The sequence below is a fragment of the Enterobacter sp. SA187 genome (assembly GCF_001888805.2).
Classification (GTDB): Bacteria; Pseudomonadota; Gammaproteobacteria; order Enterobacterales; family Enterobacteriaceae; genus Enterobacter_D.
In genome coordinates this window covers 3456208-3472754 of record NZ_CP019113.1, presented here as the reverse complement: position 1 = coordinate 3472754, position 16547 = coordinate 3456208, and the positions used below count along the sequence as shown (strand labels likewise).

Annotated in this window: 16 protein-coding genes; 9 read left to right on the top strand and 7 right to left on the bottom strand. The window is 53.4% G+C overall.

The window, feature by feature from the left end:
- Window positions 1-49: 49 nt before the first annotated feature.
- Window positions 50-2728 carry a bifunctional acetaldehyde-CoA/alcohol dehydrogenase gene (gene adhE / locus BMF08_RS16605; RefSeq protein ID WP_072568645.1) on the bottom strand — a complete coding sequence of 893 codons (2679 nt, stop codon included), beginning with the start codon at window positions 2726-2728 and terminating at the stop codon, window positions 50-52.
- A gap of 469 nt (window positions 2729-3197) precedes the next feature.
- Here adhE and BMF08_RS16600 point away from each other — a divergent pair, with 469 nt between their 5' ends.
- The 6 genes from BMF08_RS16600 (at window position 3198) to oppF (ending at window position 10188) form a co-directional block, all read left to right on the top strand.
- Window positions 3198-3845, top strand: a complete 648-nt coding sequence (locus BMF08_RS16600; RefSeq protein ID WP_072568644.1) for a YchE family NAAT transporter — start codon at window positions 3198-3200, stop codon at window positions 3843-3845.
- 732 nt (window positions 3846-4577) lie between these two features.
- On the top strand, window positions 4578-6212 hold the full coding sequence (gene oppA / locus BMF08_RS16595) for an oligopeptide ABC transporter substrate-binding protein OppA (protein WP_072569459.1): 1635 nt from the start codon (window positions 4578-4580) through the stop codon (window positions 6210-6212).
- A gap of 106 nt (window positions 6213-6318) precedes the next feature.
- A complete protein-coding gene (oppB, locus tag BMF08_RS16590) occupies window positions 6319-7239 on the top strand; it encodes an oligopeptide ABC transporter permease OppB (protein ID WP_072568643.1) in 921 nt (306 codons plus the stop codon).
- Between the two features lie 14 nt (window positions 7240-7253).
- A complete protein-coding gene (gene oppC, locus BMF08_RS16585) occupies window positions 7254-8162 on the top strand; it encodes an oligopeptide ABC transporter permease OppC (RefSeq protein WP_072568642.1) in 909 nt (302 codons plus the stop codon).
- Between the two features lie 11 nt (window positions 8163-8173).
- Window positions 8174-9187 carry an ABC transporter ATP-binding protein gene (locus tag BMF08_RS16580; protein ID WP_072568641.1) on the top strand — a complete coding sequence of 338 codons (1014 nt, stop codon included), beginning with the start codon at window positions 8174-8176 and terminating at the stop codon, window positions 9185-9187.
- Entirely contained in the window at window positions 9184-10188 is a 1005-nt protein-coding gene (gene oppF, locus BMF08_RS16575; RefSeq protein ID WP_072568640.1) for a murein tripeptide/oligopeptide ABC transporter ATP-binding protein OppF, read from the top strand. The genes BMF08_RS16580 and oppF overlap by 4 nt, the downstream gene beginning before the upstream one ends.
- A gap of 136 nt (window positions 10189-10324) precedes the next feature.
- Here oppF and BMF08_RS16570 read toward each other — a convergent pair whose 3' ends face one another.
- Window positions 10325-10654 carry an HI1450 family dsDNA-mimic protein gene (locus tag BMF08_RS16570; protein WP_072568639.1) on the bottom strand — a complete coding sequence of 110 codons (330 nt, stop codon included), beginning with the start codon at window positions 10652-10654 and terminating at the stop codon, window positions 10325-10327.
- Between the two features lie 34 nt (window positions 10655-10688).
- The gene (gene cls, locus BMF08_RS16565; RefSeq protein WP_072568638.1) at window positions 10689-12149 is read right to left on the bottom strand and encodes a cardiolipin synthase; all 1461 of its coding nucleotides are present in this window, start codon (window positions 12147-12149) and stop codon (window positions 10689-10691) included.
- A gap of 138 nt (window positions 12150-12287) precedes the next feature.
- On the opposite strand from cls, the gene BMF08_RS21195 reads away from it, so the two are divergent.
- On the top strand, window positions 12288-12461 hold the full coding sequence (locus tag BMF08_RS21195; RefSeq protein ID WP_088218644.1) for a YciY family protein: 174 nt from the start codon (window positions 12288-12290) through the stop codon (window positions 12459-12461).
- A gap of 40 nt (window positions 12462-12501) precedes the next feature.
- On the opposite strand, the gene BMF08_RS16560 is transcribed toward BMF08_RS21195, so the two are convergent.
- Window positions 12502-12798 carry a YciI family protein gene (locus BMF08_RS16560; RefSeq protein WP_072568637.1) on the bottom strand — a complete coding sequence of 99 codons (297 nt, stop codon included), beginning with the start codon at window positions 12796-12798 and terminating at the stop codon, window positions 12502-12504.
- Window positions 12799-13020: 222 nt separating this feature from the next.
- Between BMF08_RS16560 and tonB the strand changes: the two genes are divergently transcribed.
- Entirely contained in the window at window positions 13021-13746 is a 726-nt protein-coding gene (gene tonB / locus BMF08_RS16555) for a TonB system transport protein TonB (RefSeq protein ID WP_199775961.1), read from the top strand.
- Window positions 13747-13803: 57 nt separating this feature from the next.
- On the opposite strand, the gene yciA is transcribed toward tonB, so the two are convergent.
- The 3 genes from yciA to BMF08_RS16540 are packed head-to-tail and all read right to left on the bottom strand — an operon-like array spanning window position 13804 to window position 15563.
- Window positions 13804-14205 carry an acyl-CoA thioester hydrolase YciA gene (yciA, locus tag BMF08_RS16550; RefSeq protein WP_072568635.1) on the bottom strand — a complete coding sequence of 134 codons (402 nt, stop codon included), beginning with the start codon at window positions 14203-14205 and terminating at the stop codon, window positions 13804-13806.
- A gap of 23 nt (window positions 14206-14228) precedes the next feature.
- Window positions 14229-14768 carry a septation protein A gene (locus BMF08_RS16545; protein ID WP_072568634.1) on the bottom strand — a complete coding sequence of 180 codons (540 nt, stop codon included), beginning with the start codon at window positions 14766-14768 and terminating at the stop codon, window positions 14229-14231.
- Between the two features lie 51 nt (window positions 14769-14819).
- Window positions 14820-15563 (bottom strand): YciC family protein, encoded by a 744-nt coding sequence (locus BMF08_RS16540; protein WP_072568633.1) that lies wholly within the window; start codon window positions 15561-15563, stop codon window positions 14820-14822.
- A 309-nt stretch (window positions 15564-15872) separates the two neighbouring features.
- Here BMF08_RS16540 and ompW point away from each other — a divergent pair, with 309 nt between their 5' ends.
- Entirely contained in the window at window positions 15873-16508 is a 636-nt protein-coding gene (gene ompW / locus BMF08_RS16535) for an outer membrane protein OmpW (RefSeq protein WP_072568632.1), read from the top strand.
- The last annotated feature ends 39 nt before the right edge of the window (window positions 16509-16547 follow it).

Sequence of the window (16547 nt, the reverse complement as noted above, 5' to 3'; positions counted from 1 at the left end):
GGCCATAAAAAAACCCGCCATCAGGCGGGTTTTTCATTTAAGCGAGGAGTTATGCGGTTTTCTTCGCTTTTTTGTCTGCTTTCACCGCTACAGCCTCTGTTGCTGTAGCTGCGGTGTCACCTTCTTTGTACTCACGTCCATAGTAGGTATCCAGCAGGATCTGTTTCAGCTCGGAGATCAGCGGATAACGCGGGTTAGCGCCAGTACACTGGTCATCGAATGCATCTTCAGACAGTTTGTCTACGTGTGCCAGGAAGTCTGCTTCCTGTACACCGGCTTCGCGGATTGACTTCGGAATGCCCAGTTCAGCTTTGATGCTGTCCAGCCATGCCAGCAGTTTTTCAATCTTCGCAGCGGTGCGGTCGCCCGGTGCGCTCAGGCCCAGGTGATCTGCGATCTCAGCGTAACGACGACGTGCCTGCGGACGGTCATACTGGCTGAACGCTGTCTGCTTGGTCGGGTTGTCGTTCGCGTTGTAGCGAATAACGTTAGAGATCAGCAGGGCGTTCGCCAGACCGTGAGGAATGTGGAACTGCGAGCCCAGTTTGTGCGCCATGGAGTGACACACGCCCAGGAAGGCGTTCGCAAACGCGATACCGGCGATGGTTGCAGCATTGTGTACACGCTCGCGAGCAACCGGGTTTTTGGAACCTTCGTTGTAAGACGCCGGCAGGTTCTCTTTCAGCAGTTTCAGCGCCTGCAGAGCCTGACCGTCAGAGAATTCGCTCGCCAGCACGGAAACGTAGGCTTCCAGCGCGTGGGTTACGGCATCCAGTCCCCCGAAAGCACACAGCGACTTCGGCATATCCATCACCAGGTTGGCGTCAACAATCGCCATATCCGGGGTCAGGGCGTAGTCTGCCAGTGGATATTTCTGGCCGGTGGCATCATCAGTAACAACCGCAAACGGCGTGACTTCAGAACCGGTACCGGAGGTGGTGGTGACCGCAATCATTTTTGCTTTCACGCCCATTTTCGGGAACTTGTAGATACGTTTACGGATGTCCATAAAGCGCAGCGCCAGTTCCTCGAAGTGGGTTTCCGGATGTTCGTACATGACCCACATGATTTTCGCGGCGTCCATCGGGGAACCACCGCCCAGTGCGATGATGACGTCTGGTTTGAAGGAGTTCGCCAGTTCAGCGCCTTTACGTACCACAGACAGCGTCGGGTCAGCTTCAACCTCAAAGAACACTTCAGTTTCAACACCTGCGGCCTTCAGCACGGAGGTGATCTGGTCAGCGTAACCGTTGTTAAACAGGAAGCGGTCAGTCACGATCATGGCACGTTTGTGACCATCAGTAATCACTTCGTCCAGCGCGATTGGCAGGGAGCCACGGCGGAAGTAGATAGATTTCGGAAGTTTATGCCACAACATGTTTTCAGCTCGCTTAGCAACGGTTTTCTTGTTGATCAGATGTTTTGGACCAACGTTTTCAGAGATGGAGTTACCACCCCAGGAACCACAACCCAGAGTCAGGGAAGGCGCGAGTTTAAAGTTGTACAGGTCGCCGATACCACCCTGAGAAGCAGGGGTGTTGATCAGAATACGAGCGGTCTTCATTTTATCGCCAAAGAACTTGACGCGTTCCGGCTGGTTATCCTGATCGGTATACAGGCAGGAGGTGTGGCCGATACCGCCCATCTCAACCAGTTTTTCGGCTTTAACCACGGCGTCTTCAAAATCTTTCGCGCGGTACATGGCCAGCGTCGGGGACAGTTTTTCGTGAGCGAACGGCTCGCTATCGTCGACGATAGACACTTCGCCGATAAGAATTTTGGTATCAGCCGGAACGGTGAAGCCCGCCAGCTCTGCGATTTTGGTGGCAGGCTGACCAACGATAGCGGCATTCAGCGCGCCGTTTTTCAGGATAATGTCCTGTACGGCTTTCAGTTTCTGACCCTGCAACATGTAACCACCGTGGCTCGCAAAGCGTGCACGTACGGCGTCATAGGCGGAATCCACAACGATAACGGACTGTTCGGACGCGCAGATTACGCCGTTATCGAAGGTTTTGGACATCAGAATAGAAGCAACAGCACGTTTGATGTCAGCGGTTTCATCAACCACCACAGGCGTGTTACCTGCGCCCACACCAATTGCTGGTTTACCGGAGCTGTAAGCGGCTTTAACCATGCCCGGGCCGCCTGTCGCCAGGATCATATTAATGTCCGGGTGATGCATCAGTGCGTTGGACAGTTCAACGGAGGGTTGGTCAATCCAGCCAATCAGATCTTTTGGTGCGCCGGCAGCAATGGCAGCCTGCAGAACGATGTCGGCGGCTTTGTTGGTAGCGTCTTTGGCGCGCGGGTGTGGCGAGAAGATAATACCGTTACGGGTCTTCAGGCTGATCAGCGATTTGAAGATTGCAGTAGAAGTCGGGTTAGTGGTCGGAACAATACCGCAGATAAGGCCGATAGGTTCGGCGATGGTGATGGTCCCGAACGTGTCGTCTTCAGACAGCACGCCGCAGGTCTTTTCATCTTTATAAGCGTTGTAGATATATTCAGAAGCGAAGTGGTTTTTGATCACTTTATCTTCAACAATGCCCATGCCGGATTCGGCAACCGCCAGTTTAGCCAGCGGGATACGAGCATCAGCAGCGGCCAGAGCGGCGGCGCGGAAGATCTTGTCGACTTGTTCTTGAGTAAAGTTGGCATATTCACGCTGGGCTTTTTTCACGCGTTCGACGAGTGCGTTAAGTTCAGCGACATTAGTAACGGCCATAATGCTCTCCTGATAATGTTAAACTCTTTTAGTAAATCAGCTGCTAACACGTCAGTATAGTCAAGACCAACAACAGCCTGAGAAAGTGTTTACTTACAACAACTTAAATTCAAAACTGCGCCCCTGATTTACTAAAAGAGCCTTACCTAAGCATCGAACCCGCTTGACGCTGTTCTCCCTGGCGGCGTAATCAAGGTTACTCACTTCTGAGTAGTGAAATCGTGATCTAAATCAAGTTTTACCCAAGCTGACACCTTTCAGCAGGCTCTTTTTCGTGATGTACAATAATTGTTATGGAATCAGGGGAAGACTCCCTGGAGATTATAATAATTAGTACAATTTTCTAACATCCCGGGATAGTAATGTTTTTAATGATTTTCCTGGTGAACTATGCTGACAAAAAGCGTATCTTCAGCACGGTTTTTACAGGGACTTTTGCCATCAGCCTTGCCACTATGCGGAGCCGACCGTGATCCAGACGTTGTTTGATTTTCCAACCTACTCAAAATTTTTTATTGGCTTATTTGCTCTGGTTAACCCGGTGGGGATTATTCCCGTCTTCATTAGTATGACCAGTTACCAGACGGCGGCGGCAAGGAACAAAACCAATCTGACGGCCAACCTGTCTGTTGCCATTATCCTGCTGACCTCACTGTTTCTCGGTAACGGCATTCTGCAACTCTTTGGTATTTCCATCGATTCGTTTCGCATTGCTGGCGGTATTCTGGTGGTAACCATTGCGATGTCGATGATCAGCGGTAAGCTTGGGGAAGATAAACAGAATAAGCAGGAGAAGTCGGAGACGGCGATCCGTGAAAGCATTGGCGTCGTGCCGCTGGCATTGCCGTTGATGGCAGGTCCAGGGGCAATCAGCTCCACTATTGTCTGGGGCACGCGTTATCACAACTGGATGCATCTGCTGTGCTTTTCTGTCGCCATTGCGCTTTTTGCGCTGTGCTGTTGGGGCGTCTTTCGTATAGCGCCCTGGCTGGTGCGCCTGCTGGGGCAAACCGGCATTAACGTCATTACGCGTATTATGGGGCTGCTGCTGATGGCGCTGGGGATTGAATTTATTGTTACCGGTATTAAAGCGCTGTTTCCAGGGCTGCTCGCCTGATGTTTTTCATTATCAGTAAAACTTATAACTAAAGTTGAAAATTACATCAAATATAATAAATAGTACTGTTTACTATTAATCCATGAATTTCATTTAGTTACCCGCCACCTCCGTTCGGGGGTGGTCATTATAAACGCAGTCGCCGTGTTATTTTCCTCACATGATACTCTTGGGCTTGCTGTCAGATAATTGAAATGATATTAGTAATTTCATCATCCAGGCAGATGAATGTGCTAATTAGTCGCCAATTGTTACTTTTTTGTGTAAAAAACAATCAATGTCACGACAAAGCAGCAAGGACGAAGTAGCAACGCGGTAAGCGACTGAACTTAAAAAGTTTACTGATGTACACGCAACATCAACTCCCGTCTTTGACCGCCCGCCATCTGCCATAAAAGAGAATTGCTTAACAAATTTGCAAAATGTATTGGCGAGGGATCAGCGCTTTTGGTACTTTCCGGCCTTATATTTTGTGGACGAATAATAAAGATGAGAATCATTTTCATATAACCCTCGTCCGGACAGAACAGACGCATTTCAGAACAGGGGAAATGCGCGAAAATCGACAGAAGGCTGCCATACGAGCTGCCGGTAATAATGAAAGTCGGTGATAGCAAAAAGCAAAAAACGCCTGGCGGTAGCAAAAACTCCTGCACTGCACAGGAACCCTTAACGGGTATGAAACAGGCTGGTGTTCGCACCAGTAATTATAATGATCGGAGTCACAACACAATGTCCATCATCACAAAGAAAAGCCTAATCGCGGCAGGGATCCTGACTGCACTCATCGCCGGCAATGTTGCTATGGCGGCGGATGTGCCAGCGGGCGTTCAGCTGGCAGAGAAACAAGTTTTAGTGCGTAATAACGGCGCGGAACCACAATCCCTTGATCCAAATAAAATCGAAGGCGTTCCTGAGTCAAACGTCAGCCGCGACCTGTTTGAAGGTCTGCTGATCACGTCTCCGGTTGACGGCCATCCAATCCCGGGTGTGGCTGAAAAATGGGAAAACAAAGATTTTAAAGTGTGGACTTTCCATCTGCGTAAAGATGCGAAATGGTCCAACGGCGAGCCTGTCACCGCACAGGATTTCGTCTACAGCTGGCAGCGTCTGGTGGATCCAAACACCGCCTCGCCATACGCAAGCTACCCGCAGTACGGTCATATTCTTAACGTTGATGCGATCATCGACGGCAAAATGAAGCCGAGCGAGCTGGGCGTCAAAGCCATTGATGACAAAACGCTGGAAGTCACGCTGAGCGAGCCAGTGCCTTATTTCTATAAACTGCTGGTTAACCCGGCTATGTCGCCGGTGAACAAAACCGCGATCGAGAAATTCGGTGAAAAATGGACGCAGCCTGCAAATATCGTCTCCAACGGCGCATTTAAATTGCAGGACTGGGTGGTTAACGAACGTATCGTGATGGTGCGTAACACCAACTACTGGAATAACGCAAAAACCGTTCTCGACCAGATCACTTTCCTGCCAATCTCGTCTGAAGTCACCGACGTGAACCGCTACCGCAGCGGTGAGATTGACATGACTTATAACAACCTGCCGATTGAACTCTTCCAGAAACTGAAAAAAGAGATCCCGCAGGAAGTTCACGTTGATCCGTATCTGTGCACCTACTATTACGAAATCAACAACCAGAAAGCGCCGTTCAACGATGCTCGCGTACGTACCGCGCTGAAACTGGGCCTGGATCGCGATATCATCACCAATAAAGTGAAAGCGCAGGGCGATCTGCCAGCCTTCGGTTATACGCCGCCGTATGCGGATGGTGCGAAACTGACCAAGCCGGAGTGGTTCACCTGGACCCAGGAAAAACGTAACGAAGAAGCGAAAAAACTGCTGGCGGAAGCGGGCTATACCAAAGATAAGCCGCTGTCCTTCAACCTGCTGTATAACACCTCCGATCTACACAAGAAGCTGGCTATCGCCGCCTCGTCCATCTGGCAGAAAAACCTGGGCGTTAACGTCAAGCTGGTAAACCAGGAGTGGAAAACTTTCCTGGATACCCGTCATCAGGGTAACTACGACGTGGCGCGTGCGGGCTGGTGTGCGGATTACAACGAACCGACTTCCTTCCTGAACACCATGCTGTCCGGCAGCTCAATGAATACCGCGCACTATAAGAGCCCGGCATTCGACAGCATCATGGCTGAATCCGTGAAAGCGGCCGATGAAGCGCAGCGCAGCGCGCTGTATGACAAAGCAGAGCAGCAGCTTGGCAAAGACTCTGCCATCGTTCCGGTGTATTACTACGTAAACGCCCGACTGGTGAAACCATGGGTTGGCGGATATTCCGGTAAAGACCCTATGGATAACGTTTACGCTAAAGATCTCTACGTTATCAAACATTAATGGCAATTCGTGGGGCAGGGCGTCACCGTATTTTTTGACGGTTACGTTTTGCCCCATCGTGTCTTAATTCATCGCACGCAAAGGCACAGGCCAGAAGGTACGGGCAATGTTGAAATTTATTTTACGTCGTTGTCTGGAAGCAATTCCGACACTCTTAATTCTTATCACTATCTCCTTCTTTATGATGCGTCTTGCGCCGGGTAGTCCCTTTACCAGCGAGCGCGCGCTGCCGCCGGAAGTCATGGCGAATATCGAAGCGAAATACCATTTAAACGATCCCATCATGACGCAGTATTTCAGCTATCTGAAACAGCTGGCGCAGGGGGATTTCGGACCGTCTTTCAAATATAAAGACTACTCCGTTAACGATTTGGTGGCGTCGAGCTTCCCGGTCTCCGCGAAATTAGGCGCAGCAGCCTTCCTCCTCGCCGTCATTTTTGGCGTCGCGGCTGGGGTAATCGCGGCACTCAAACAAAATACCAAATGGGATTATACAGTAATGGGCTTTGCCATGACCGGGGTGGTTATTCCGAGCTTCGTGGTAGCCCCGTTGCTGGTATTAATATTCGCGATCACGCTGAAATGGTTACCAGCCGGTGGCTGGAACGGCGGCGCGCCAAAATTCATGATCCTGCCGATGGTGGCGTTATCGCTGGCCTACATCGCCAGTATTGCGCGTATCACCCGCGGATCGATGATTGAAGTGCTGCACTCCAACTTCATCCGTACCGCGCGGGCGAAAGGCTTGCCGATGCGCCGTATTATCCTGCGCCACGCCCTGAAACCCGCTTTACTGCCTGTGCTCTCTTACATGGGGCCAGCGTTCGTCGGCATCATCACCGGCTCAATGGTCATCGAAACCATTTACGGTCTGCCGGGTATCGGCCAGCTGTTTGTTAACGGCGCGCTCAACCGCGACTATTCGCTGGTGCTGAGCCTGACGATCCTTGTCGGAACCCTAACCATTCTGTTTAACGCGATTGTTGACGTGCTCTACGCCGTTATCGATCCGAAAATCCGTTACTAACGCTGGAGTACGCCATGATGTTAAGTAAGAAAAACAGCGAGGCGCTGGAAAACTTCAGTGAGAAGCTTGAAGTCGAAGGGCGCAGCCTGTGGCAGGACGCGCGCCGTCGCTTTATGCATAACCGCGCCGCCGTCACCAGTTTGATTGTGCTGGTGCTGATTGCGCTGTTTGTGGCGCTGGCCCCGGCGCTGTCGCAGTTCAGTTATTTCGATACCGACTGGGGCATGATGTCCAGCGCGCCGGATATGGAATCGGGTCACTACTTTGGTACTGACTCCTCTGGCCGCGATCTGCTGGTGCGTGTGGCTATCGGCGGGCGTATCTCGCTGATGGTAGGGATTGCCGCCGCGCTGGTGGCGGTGGTGCTTGGCACATTATACGGCTCGCTTTCCGGCTATCTCGGCGGCAAAGTGGATTCCGTGATGATGCGCCTGCTGGAGATCCTCAACTCCTTCCCGTTTATGTTCTTCGTTATTCTGCTGGTGACCTTCTTCGGGCAAAACATTCTGCTGATCTTTGTTGCTATCGGCATGGTGTCCTGGCTGGATATGGCGCGTATCGTGCGCGGTCAGACGCTGAGCCTGAAACGTAAAGAGTTCATCGAAGCCGCGCAGGTTGGCGGAGTCTCCACCTTTAATATCGTCGTACGTCATATTGTGCCAAACGTGCTGGGCGTGGTGGTGGTTTACGCCTCGCTGCTGGTACCCAGCATGATACTGTTTGAATCCTTCCTGAGCTTCCTTGGCCTCGGCACGCAAGAGCCGCTGAGCAGCTGGGGCGCGCTGCTGAGCGATGGCGCAAACTCAATGGAAGTTTCACCCTGGCTGCTGCTGTTCCCGGCAGTATTCCTGGTCGTAACCCTGTTTTGTTTCAACTTTATCGGCGATGGCCTGCGTGATGCCCTCGACCCGAAAGATCGTTAAGGAGCGCTGTAATGAGCATGACTGAAATCGTATCGACGTCTCAGGCGCAGCAAACTTCCGACATCCTGCTGGATGTGAAAGATCTGCGGGTGACGTTTAAAACTCCGGACGGCGACGTGACGGCGGTAAATGACCTGAACTTCAGCCTGAAAGCCGGTGAAACCCTGGGTATCGTGGGCGAATCGGGTTCGGGTAAATCCCAGACCGCCTTTGCGCTGATGGGCCTGCTGGCCTCCAACGGCGTGATCGGCGGATCGGCGAAATTTAATGGCCGCGAGATCCTCAACCTGCCTGAGCAGGCGCTTAATAAGCTGCGTGCCGAACAAATTTCGATGATTTTCCAGGATCCGATGACCTCGCTGAACCCGTATATGCGGGTCGGCGAGCAGTTAATGGAAGTGCTGATGCTGCACAAAAACCTCGGCAAAGCCGCGGCTTTTGAAGAGTCAGTGCGTATGCTGGATGCGGTAAAAATGCCGGAAGCGCGTAAGCGTATGCGCATGTATCCCCATGAGTTTTCCGGCGGTATGCGCCAGCGTGTGATGATCGCCATGGCGCTGCTGTGCCGTCCTAAGCTGCTGATTGCCGACGAACCGACCACCGCGCTGGACGTGACCGTTCAGGCGCAAATCATGACTCTGCTCAACGAGCTTAAACGCGAATTTAACACCGCAATTATCATGATCACCCACGACCTCGGCGTGGTCGCCGGTATCTGCGATAAAGTGCTGGTGATGTATGCCGGACGTACCATGGAGTACGGCTCGGCGCGCAATGTGTTCTATCAGCCGGCGCACCCGTATTCCATTGGCCTGCTCAACGCCGTGCCGCGCCTGAATGCTGAAGGCGAAGCGCTGCTGACCATTCCGGGCAACCCGCCGAACCTGCTGCGTCTGCCGAAGGGCTGCCCGTTCCAGCCGCGATGCCCGCATGCGATGGAAATTTGTCACACCGCGCCGCCGCTGGAAGAATTCGCCCCGGGCCGCCTGCGTGCCTGCTTTAAGCCGGTGGAGGAACTGGTATGAATGCGCTGACCGAAGAAAGAAAAGTCCTGCTGGAAATTGCCGATCTGAAAGTGCACTTCGACATCAAAGACGGTAAACAGTGGTTCTGGCAGCCGTCCAAAACCCTGAAAGCTGTTGATGGCGTCACGCTGCGTCTGTATGAAGGCGAAACCCTCGGCGTGGTGGGTGAATCCGGCTGCGGTAAATCGACTTTTGCCCGCGCCATTATTGGCCTGGTGAAAGCCACCGACGGTAAAGTCGCGTGGCTGGGGAAAGATCTGCTGGGGATGAAGCCGGAAGAGTGGCGCGATGTGCGCAGCGATATCCAGATGATTTTCCAGGATCCGCTGGCCTCGCTGAACCCGCGTATGACCATCGGCGAAATCATCGCCGAGCCGCTGCGCACCTATCAGCCGAAAATTTCCCGCCAGGAAGTGCGCGAGCGCGTGAAAGCGATGATGCTGAAGGTCGGCCTGTTGCCGAACCTTATCAACCGCTACCCGCACGAATTTTCCGGCGGTCAGTGTCAGCGTATCGGCATCGCCCGCGCGCTGATCCTTGAGCCGAAGCTGATTATTTGCGATGAGCCGGTGTCGGCGCTGGACGTGTCAATCCAGGCGCAGGTAGTGAACCTGCTGCAAAAATTACAGCGTGAAATGGGGCTGTCGCTGATCTTCATCGCCCATGACCTGGCGGTGGTGAAGCACATCTCCGATCGTGTGCTGGTGATGTATCTGGGACACGCGGTGGAGCTGGGCACTTACGATCAGGTGTACCACAATCCGCTGCACCCTTATACCAAAGCGCTGATGTCAGCGGTGCCGGTACCGGATCCGGATCTGGAGCGAAACAAGCAGATCCAGTTGCTGGAAGGGGAGCTGCCGTCGCCGATCAATCCGCCGTCGGGCTGCGTTTTCCGCACCCGCTGCCCGATTGCCGGACCGGAATGCGCGAAAACCCGTCCGGTGCTGGAGGGCAGTTTCCAGCACGCGGTGTCGTGCCTGAAGGTTGATCCCCTGTAACTTAAAACCTTGCCCGGGGGCGCAGGCATGCCGGGCCTACAGGTTCTGTGCAGGCCGGGTAAGCGCAGCGCCACCCGGCACAGAAGTAATAAAAAAGGGCTGACACTCGTCAGCCCTTTTTACATTGATAGGCAGTTTATTCACGCCACAGAATATGGCAAAGCTTGTGATCTTTTTCCCGGCACAGCAGCACGCGGGCGAAAATATCGTTCAGCTCTCCACCGTCGGTATCCGCCAGACCAATCACCACTTCCGAGAAGAAATCCGGGTTCAGATCATAATCGACATGTTCCTGCCAGTCTTCTGCCGGATCGAACAGTTCAGCACCGCCGCGCTCTTCAAATTGTAAATTAAAAAGGATCACGTCTGCCGGATCGAGGTTATCGACCGCCAGTTCGAGAAAAATGTCGTAAGCCTGCTCAAGCGTTTCGTCTTCAGTCAGACGATTGTTCAGATCCATTTCCATGATGACTACCTGGTTAACCACTGTTGGGCACGTTTTACAGCAACGGGCTGAAGAAGTAAAACAGTCGCTCAGTGATCCGTTGCCACAGCGGGCGTTTAACCCACAGTCTGGCATCCAGCATCCGTGAACGCGAAATATAATCGTCCTGTACCGCCGCCAGATCGGCGCCGAAACCGGCGTCGTCGATCACCAGCGTGATCTCAAAGTTGAGCCACAAACTGCGCATATCCAGATTGACCGTACCCACCAGGCTCAGTTCGCCATCCACCAGCACGCTCTTGGTATGCAGCAGGCCGCCTTCAAACTGATAGATTTTCACCCCGGCGGCGAGCAGTTCCGAAAAGAACGCTCGACTCGCCCAGCCCACCAGTACCGAGTCGTTTTTACGCGGCAGGATAATGCTCACGTCAACGCCACGATGCGCCGCCGTACAGATGGCATGCAGCAGATCGTCGCTCGGCACGAAATAGGGCGTGGTCATAATCAAATATTCACGTGCGGAATAGACTGCGGTCAGCAACGCCTGATGGATCAAATCCTCCGGAAAGCCGGGCCCGGAAGCGATAGTGTGAATGGTATGTCCGCTGGCCTGCTCAAACGGCATAATATTGGCGTCCGGCGGAGGCGGGAGGATGCGTTTACCGGTTTCGATTTCCCAGTCGCAGGAATAGACAATGCCCATTGCGGTTGACACCGGGCCTTCCATGCGCGCCATTAAATCTACCCACTGGCCGACGCCCGCATCCTGTTTGAAGAAGCGCGGGTCAACCATGTTCATGCTGCCGGTGTAGGCGATATAGTTGTCGATCATCACCATTTTACGGTGCTGACGTAAATCCATGCGGCGCAAAAAGACACGCATCAGATTCACTTTTAGCGACTCAACGACCTCGATGCCCGCGTTGCGCATCATATTGACCCACGGGCTGCGGAAATAATTCACGCTGCCGGCGGAATCCAGCATCAGCCGGCAATGTACGCCGCGACGGGCGGCGGCCATCAGCGATTCAGCAACCTGATCCGCCATGCCGCCGGGCTGCCAGATATAGAACACCATCTCGATATTATGGCGCGCCAGCTGAATATCGCGGATCAGCGCCTGCATCACATCATCAGAAGAGGTGAGCAGCTGTAGCTGGTTGCCTTTCACCCCGGCGATGCCCTGACGCCGTTCGCACAGTTTAAACAGCGATGCGGCAACGTCGCTGTTTTCTTCGGCGAAGATATGCTTGCAGGCTTTGAGATCGTTTAACCATTTAGCGGTGGAGGGCCACATCGCCCGGGCGCGTTCGGCGCGTCGTTTGCCCAGATGCAGCTCGCCAAAGGAGAGATACGCAATAATGCCCACCAGCGGCAGGATATAGATGACCAGAAGCCAGGCCATGGCGGAGGTGACGACGCGGCGTTTCATCAGGATGCGTAACGTTACACCTGCAATCAGGAGCCAGTATCCCAAAATGACCAGCCAACTCACCAGCGTGTAGAAGGTTGTCATAAAAAATCCTTTTGAATGCGTAATCCCCTGAGTTTACGCGTAAGCATTCAACTGGCAAATAAAAACCACCGACAAAAGCGCTGGTATGGCCCGTGCAAGGGTCTATAATGCGGGCTTCGTTATTAAAGAGTTGTCATCATGAAGCGTAGTAGACCGGAAGTAGGGCGCTGGCGTATGGTTCGCCAGGCGAGCCGCCGTAAGGCGCGCTGGCTGGAAGGGCAGTCACGTCGAAATATGCGCATCCACTCGATCAGAAAATGTTTACTCAACCATCACCGTAATTCGCTGCTGTTTGCGTTTCAGGAATTCTGATCCCCAGGGCACCGCCAGCCGGTGCCCACTGTTTCGCGCCTTAAAATACTTTGCGGAACGGTTTCACTGAAACCTTCTTATAGACGCCTGCCGCCACATACGGATCGGCATCTGCCCAGGCTGTCGCCTCTTCCAGCGATGGGAATTCCGCAATGACGGTTGAGCCGGTAAAGCCCGCCGGGCCCGGATCGTTACTGTCCACCGCAGGCATCGGCCCCGCGGTCAGCAGACGACCCTCATCACGCAGCAACTGCAAACGGGCAAGGTGTGCCGGACGCACTGACATGCGTTTTTCGAGCGAATCAGCATTATCTTCAGCGTAAATCACATAAAGCACGGGCAAACTCCTTAATGGGTAAAGTCGCGGGTTACGTTAAGTGAAAGTATTCTGGACTGCAACGCAAAGTTAGCCGGGGTGTTAATAACCTTGATTTACATGCGCTATTTACAGGAAATGAACGCACTAAATGCGCGATAGATGAGATGGCTTATTGAATATGATTGCTATTTGCATTTAAAATCAGGGCCTGGTTTTTTAACTGATACGATTATGACTTCAATGACCTTTGATACGCCTCGCCGCATTGCCTGGCCGACGCTGCTGTCTGTTGGTGTACACGCCGCTGTGGTGGCCGTGGTGCTTTATAGTTCCGTAAAACAGGTTATTGAACTGCCTGCGCCCTCGCAGCCCATCTCCGTCACCATGGTCACCCCCGCTGAGCTGGAGCCGCCACAGGTGGCACCGCCGCCGGAACCGGTGGTTGAACCGGAACCAGAGCCTGAGCCGGAACCCGTTCCGGAGCCGCCAAAAGAAGCGCCGGTGGTGATCGAAAAACCGAAGCCAAAGCCGAAACCCAAACCGAAGCCGAAGCCAAAACCGGAAAAACGCGTTGAGCAGCCGAAGCGGGATATGCGCCCGGTGGAACCGCGTCCGAGCGCGCCAGCACAGAGCTTAGCGCCGCGTACCGTGACCAACCCGGCGCCGGCGCAAAGCCGACCGGTGAATAACACTCCGGCCGGTCCGCGCGCGATAAGTCGTGGTGAGCCGCAGTATCCTGCGCGCGCGCAGGCGCTGCGTATTGAAGGCCGTGTGCGGGTTAAATTTGACGTGACCTCCGACGGGCGCGTAGAGAATGTCCAGATCCTGGACGCCACGCCGCGCAATATGTTCGAGCGGGAAGTGAAAACCGCGATGCGTAAATGGCGTTATGAGCCGGGCAAACCGGGTAACGGCATCACCGTTAACATCGTCTTCCGACTGAACGGCGGGGCCTCGATGGACTGACGGGCCGCCGGGCCAAAAAAAAAGCCTCTGTACAGAGGCTTTTTTATTGTCTTCGATTCAGGGCTGTGGCGGCAGGGCGCGGGGTTTACCTTCGCTGTCCACGGCCACATAGATAAAGAGCGCTTCGGTGGCCTTATAGCGCTGGCCAATGGGTTCGGATGAGACTTTCTTCACCCATACTTCCACATTGATGGTCACAGAGGTATTGCCGCGCTTAATGCAGCGGGCATAGCAGCACACCACATCACCCACGGCCACCGGGCGCAGAAAGGTCATGCCGTCGACGCGCACCGTCACCACGCGGCCATGGGCGATCTCTTTCGCCATAATTGCGCCGCCCATGTCCATCTGCGACATCAGCCAGCCGCCAAAAATATCGCCATTGGCATTAGTATCTGCGGGCATCGCCAGCGTGCGTAATACCAGTTCTCCCTGCGGAGCCTCATTTGTTGTCGTCATTATTATCTCAGTCTGAAACGGCGTCAGGATTTATCTTCCGTCGGCATATGACGGTAAATATAAATCCCGCTCAGCAGCGTGAAAATCAGCGTTAAGGCCGACAGGCCAAACACCTTAAAGTTAACCCAGATATTTTGCGGCAGCCAGAAGGCAATATAGATGTTCGCCAGCCCGCAGAGAATAAAGAACACCGCCCAGGCGATATTCAGTTTCGACCAGACGTGCTGTGGCAGGGTGAGCTCTTTGCCCAGCATGCGCTGGATCAGCGGCTTTTTCATCACCCACTGGCTGAATAACAGCGCACCGGCAAACAGCGCATAAATTACCGTCACCTTCCATTTAATAAATTCATCGTTATGGAAGAACAGCGTTAAGCCGCCAAATACCGCCACCAGCACAAAGGTGATCAGCGCCATTTTTTCCACTTTGCGGTAACGCACCCAGCTGTAAACCAGCACCACGGCAGTGGCGACGATCAGCGCAGCCGTCCCGGCATAAATGTCATACAGCTTATAGAAGGCGAAAAAGACAATCAGCGGCAGAAAATCAAGAAACTGCTTCATTCTTTAATTCCGATAGTAATACCCGTCGACGTGAAGGCCGACGGGTGAATGTTAAGGACGGATCAGCATATAAAGGCGGAAAAGATAAATCAGCAGTACGGCAGAGATTAAATTGCTCACCGTATTAGCCACCACCGCGCCCACGTTCGGCGTCAGGGCGGCAAAGCTGGAGGCAAACATCAGCAGCACTGTTTTTGCCAGCAGCCAGCCGATAATGGCGGGTGCCACCAGTCGCATATTCGCCCAGGCCATGCGCATGCTGGCGCGCAGCGCGGCAAAGATACCCATTTTTTCCTGCACCAGCATGACGGGCGCAAACGACAGAACGATGGCCAGCAGCACGCCGGGCACGACGATCATCATAATGCCCACCTGCACCAGCAGGGTGGTGATGAAAATCAGCGCAAACAGCTTCGGCAGCACAGGCGCGCTGGCGCCAATCGCCCGCAGGGCGCTGACGCGCTGCCCGGCGGAGATCAATTGGATCATCAGCAGCACACCACCGGCCAGAATGGCGTTACCAATCAGCCCGGAGAAGGTGGACGCCGCCGACGCGCGCAGCAAAACCTGCTGCTGCTCCGGCGTCATATTCTGCACCAGTTCCATCAGACCAACGCTGCCGGACAGATTATCGCCTTCGCTTAAAATCGACAGTTGTTCCTCACTGGGCGAAAAAACATGACCAAGCATCACCGTGATAAATGCACATAACAACGCGATCAGCAGAATAGTAACGAACTGATTACGAAAAAAATTTCCCGTGTCACGGTAAACGGACTTCGCCGTGATAGACATGCCCTCTCCTTGAGTTAAGCAGGTGTTTATTCAGCTGCCGATTGTACCCTGGTTGACCCGCAAGTGGCAGCATCAAGGGTGGTATGGAAAAGCATATCTTTGTAAAGCGAGAGTAATGGCTGCCCGTTACGCACAAAAAGTAAAAATTGATGCAGACCGGTAAACACGGTTTTATCGGAATGGGCGGTAAAATTAATCCAGATCAACAAAGGTTAAATTATTGGTTTAAATGTGATCTGTGGCAGATCACTTTCTACTTCGATGTAGGTATATTCACCGCGCAAATAAAACCACATCAAAGGAGTGGAGATGAAAAAGTTAGCTGTGGCAGCGCTGGTACTGGCAGGTCTTTCCCAAAACGTGTATGCCCATGAAGCAGGCGAATTCTTTGTCCGTGCCGGTTCCGCCACCGTGCGCCCGACGGAAGGCTCTGATAACGTGCTGGGCAGCCTCGGCGGGTTTAACGTCGATAACAATACCCAACTGGGTCTGACCTTCACTTATATGGCAACGGACAATGTTGGCGTTGAATTGCTGGCTGCCACGCCGTTCCGTCATAAAGTCGGTACAGGGCCGACCGGCGACCTGGCGACCGTTCATCATTTACCGCCGTCGTTGATGGCGCAGTGGTATTTCGGCGATGCCACCAGCAAAGCGCGTCCCTATATCGGCGCGGGCGTCAACTACACCACGTTCTTTGATGAAAAATTCAATGATACCGGCAAAGAAGCCGGGCTGTCGGATTTGAGCCTGAAAGATTCATGGGGGCTGGCGGGGCAGGTGGGGCTGGATTATCTCATCAACCGTGACTGGCTGCTGAACATGTCAGTCTGGTATATGGATATTGATACCGATGTACGTTTTAAAGCCGGTGGCGAGCAGCAGAGCGTGCATACCCGTCTCGATCCCTGGGTATTTATGTTTGGCGCGGGTTATCGATTCTGACAGGAATATGCCGCCCGATTATCATTCAGGCGGCAGATG

Excerpts from the sequence above, each read along its gene's own strand:
- cls (WP_072568638.1), bottom strand. The coding sequence starts at position 12,149 with ATGACAACCTTCTACACGCTGGTGAGTTGGCTGGTCATTTTGGGATAC.
- BMF08_RS16540 (WP_072568633.1), bottom strand. The coding sequence starts at position 15,563 with ATGTCTATCACGGCGAAGTCCGTTTACCGTGACACGGGAAATTTTTTT.
- oppC (WP_072568642.1), top strand. The coding sequence starts at position 7,254 with ATGATGTTAAGTAAGAAAAACAGCGAGGCGCTGGAAAACTTCAGTGAG.
- BMF08_RS16580 (WP_072568641.1), top strand. The coding sequence starts at position 8,174 with ATGAGCATGACTGAAATCGTATCGACGTCTCAGGCGCAGCAAACTTCC.
- oppA (WP_072569459.1), top strand. The coding sequence starts at position 4,578 with ATGTCCATCATCACAAAGAAAAGCCTAATCGCGGCAGGGATCCTGACT.
- adhE (WP_072568645.1), bottom strand. The coding sequence starts at position 2,728 with ATGGCCGTTACTAATGTCGCTGAACTTAACGCACTCGTCGAACGCGTG.
- BMF08_RS16570 (WP_072568639.1), bottom strand. The coding sequence starts at position 10,654 with ATGGAAATGGATCTGAACAATCGTCTGACTGAAGACGAAACGCTTGAG.
- ompW (WP_072568632.1), top strand. The coding sequence starts at position 15,873 with ATGAAAAAGTTAGCTGTGGCAGCGCTGGTACTGGCAGGTCTTTCCCAA.
- yciA (WP_072568635.1), bottom strand. The coding sequence starts at position 14,205 with ATGACGACAACAAATGAGGCTCCGCAGGGAGAACTGGTATTACGCACG.
- BMF08_RS21195 (WP_088218644.1), top strand. The coding sequence starts at position 12,288 with ATGAAGCGTAGTAGACCGGAAGTAGGGCGCTGGCGTATGGTTCGCCAG.
- BMF08_RS16545 (WP_072568634.1), bottom strand. The coding sequence starts at position 14,768 with ATGAAGCAGTTTCTTGATTTTCTGCCGCTGATTGTCTTTTTCGCCTTC.
- oppB (WP_072568643.1), top strand. The coding sequence starts at position 6,319 with ATGTTGAAATTTATTTTACGTCGTTGTCTGGAAGCAATTCCGACACTC.
- tonB (WP_199775961.1), top strand. The coding sequence starts at position 13,021 with ATGACCTTTGATACGCCTCGCCGCATTGCCTGGCCGACGCTGCTGTCT.
- oppF (WP_072568640.1), top strand. The coding sequence starts at position 9,184 with ATGAATGCGCTGACCGAAGAAAGAAAAGTCCTGCTGGAAATTGCCGAT.